General features: G+C 35.8%; 3 protein-coding genes. All 3 read left to right on the plus strand.

All coding sequences use genetic code 11. The features are described 5' to 3' along the window. Nucleotides 1-204: 204 nt before the first annotated feature. The gene (locus AB1422_18615; GenBank protein ID MEW6621313.1) at nt 205-1425 is read left to right on the plus strand and encodes an aspartate kinase; all 1221 of its coding nucleotides are present in this window, start codon (nt 205-207) and stop codon (nt 1423-1425) included. Between the two features lie 375 nt (nt 1426-1800). Continuing rightward, nucleotides 1801-1941, plus strand: coding sequence for a hypothetical protein (locus AB1422_18620; GenBank protein ID MEW6621314.1), 141 nt, complete (start codon nt 1801-1803; stop codon nt 1939-1941). 110 nt (nt 1942-2051) lie between these two features. Beyond that, the coding region (locus AB1422_18625; protein MEW6621315.1) for a hypothetical protein at nt 2052-2869 on the plus strand (818 nt) is incomplete at its 3' end.

Here is a 2869-nt window from a genome sequence, read left to right on the forward strand (position 1 = left end):
TTTATCTTTAATCTTTTATAAATTTTTATTTCTGGTTGCATTGTCATCTATTAATATTACCAGATATGTTAAAAAAATGCAAGTAAAAAATGATTGACATTTTTTATTTCATAAGGTATAATTTTTTAAAATAGAAAAGTGAGTAACTGGTAACTAATTACTATTCACCAGTTACCAGTTACCACAAATAAGGAGAGAATTAGAATGGGAATAACTGTTAGAAAATATGGTGGTTCATCAGTGGCTACTCCAGAACGGATAAAAAAAGTTGCAGAACAAATAGTCCGGGCTAAGAAAACAGAACATCAAATAGTAGTTGTTGTTTCTGCATTAGGCGATACGACGGATGACTTGATTGAATTAGCTCACCAAATTACTACTCTACCTGATGAACGGGAAATGGATATGTTATTATCCACTGGTGAGCAAATCTCCTGTGCCTTAATGAGTATTGCTTTAACCTCGATGGGGTGTCCTGCGGTATCTCTAAACGCTCAGCAAGTTGAGATTTTGACAGATAAAGCATACACTAAAGCCAAAATTCAAAAGGTAAGCACCGAGAGAATTCTAAAAGAACTAAAATCAGGTAAAATCGTGGTAGTTGCTGGATTTCAAGGCATTACAGAAGAAGGAGATATTACAACACTGGGTAGAGGGGGCTCAGATACAACCGCTGTGGCATTAGCCGCCGTATTAGATGCTGATGTTTGTGAAATATTTACGGATGTAGAAGGTGTCTATACGGCTGACCCAAGAATTGTTCCGGATGCTCGAAAGATAGAATTAATCTCTTATGAAGAGATGTTGGAATTAGCCAGTGCTGGGGCAAAGGTTCTTCAATCACGCTCTGTGGAAATGGCTAAGAAATTTGGAGTTAAAATTCATGTCAGGTCCAGTTTTAATGATTCACCTGGAACTATAGTTTGTGAGGAGGTAGCAGATATGGAAGAAATATTAGTCAGTGGGGTAACTTTAAATCTTGATGAAGCAAAGATTACTATTTTAGATGTGCCTGATAAACCGGGTATGGCCGCAAAAATATTTACGGCATTAAGTGACAAAAATACCAATGTCGATATGATTGTTCAAAGTGCCCCTTCAAATGAAACAAATGAAATCTCTTTTACCGTCAGTAAATCTGATCTAACCAGAGCAGTTAAAATTGTAGAGGAGGTGGCTAAACAAATAGGGGCAAAGGAAATAACTTCAGATGATAATGTTGCCAAGGTCTCTATTGTTGGAGTGGGTATGCGAAGTCATTCAGGGGTAGCGGCAAAGATGTTTTCTGTCCTGGCATCAAAAGGAATTAATCTTGATATGATTAGCACATCTGAGATAAAAATATCTTGCATTATTAAAAAAGACCGTGCAGAAGACGCAGTTAAGTTATTACATGAAGCCTTTAATCTGTCCCAAAAAAGGTAAGCATTCAGTCATTAATGAAGTTGCGGGATAATAAAAAACAAGTAACTATTCAACCACTGATTGACACGGATTAGCACGGATAAATAGCAGAGGACAGAGGGCAGAAGGCAGAAGGAGGAAAAAACCTTCAGCCTAATTACGGACACGGAAAACGGACACGATTTACGAATTTTCAGTGTTTCATCTGTGTCCGTCTGTGGCAGAATAGTTACCATTTTTAAGGTAACTGGAGTTTCGTGAATTTTCTATGATTCCTTTCTCCTTTAATCTTTGCGTTCTTTGCGGTCGATTTCTTTGCGTTCTCTGCGGTTAAAAAAGGATAAACCACAAAGGGTACAAAGTAGTAACGCAAAGGACACAAAGGGAAGAAAATAGGTGAAGCATTTTTTATCAACTCAACTTCAAAGGATAAGTTGCAAAAAAAATCATCAGGCTTTTGAGCCTAATTTTGCCATCTTTGAGCAAAATAAACAGATTGAGAAGGATTCAGATAGCCTCAATGGCTCCTTAAATTAACGAAACTTCAGTTGACATCAAATTACAAAAAAATAATTTTTTTATCTTGACATTTTTTAATTCTTGTGGTATAGTTTATATAAGCTAATAAATGGCTAAGAAGGAGAAAAATGGTGAAAGTATTTAAAATTGCTTTATATTCCTTTATCTTCTGTTTCCTGCCAATTAGTTTAAATGCAACAGATTTGACTTATCAAGCTAAAAAAATATCCACTCTTTCTAAACAAGTCCATAAATTATCATCTCAAATTGCCCCAAAAGGCATATTATCCCCAGAGGCAAAGAAGTTAACTAAGGTAATTGAAGAATTAGAATCTTGCCTCAAAACTACTCTAAAAGACATTAAATCTACCCCCCCCTCAATCAATCATCTAAAAAATCTACAAATAAAGATAGCCAGTTTTACACCACTATTAGATTTAATCAACAAAGATGTCCAGATAAAGTTTAAACAGATAGAACAATTAGTTCAGACAAAGGGGTTTGGTGAAGAAGTATTTGACAGACATAAAAGTTATGTTAAAGAGTATGATGAGAAACTATCCAGGCTAAAGAGGTATCTAAATGAATTAACTAATCAAACTACGGACATCGAACAACGGATTACGGAATTATTAGACTACATAGAGACAGAGTTAAAGGTAGATAATGTATATCGTCCTGGTCCACAACCTGAACTACCCGAAAGGCGAATGCCACCTACAGAGCCGAAATATGTGTCTATTGAGGAATTAGAGGGATATGAATCTGTTAACCCTCCTGAAGGAAGATTATTTACACAAGAGGAGTTAAAGAAGGCAGGAGAACAATTATCAACGATTAAAACTATACCTGAATTAACTGCACCTACAAAAGGTGATTTAGACGAGACACATGATATTCAGATTACGCAGGAGATTCAGGATTTAGCTGCCAGTTTAGACCATAA

It is taken from the genome of bacterium, assembly GCA_040757115.1.
In the GTDB taxonomy this organism is placed as follows: Bacteria; UBA9089; CG2-30-40-21; order CG2-30-40-21; family SBAY01; genus JBFLXS01.

Bases quoted from the DNA above. Each gene is read 5' to 3' on its own strand.
- AB1422_18615 (MEW6621313.1), top strand. From the start codon at position 205: ATGGGAATAACTGTTAGAAAATATGGTGGTTCATCAGTGGCTACTCCA.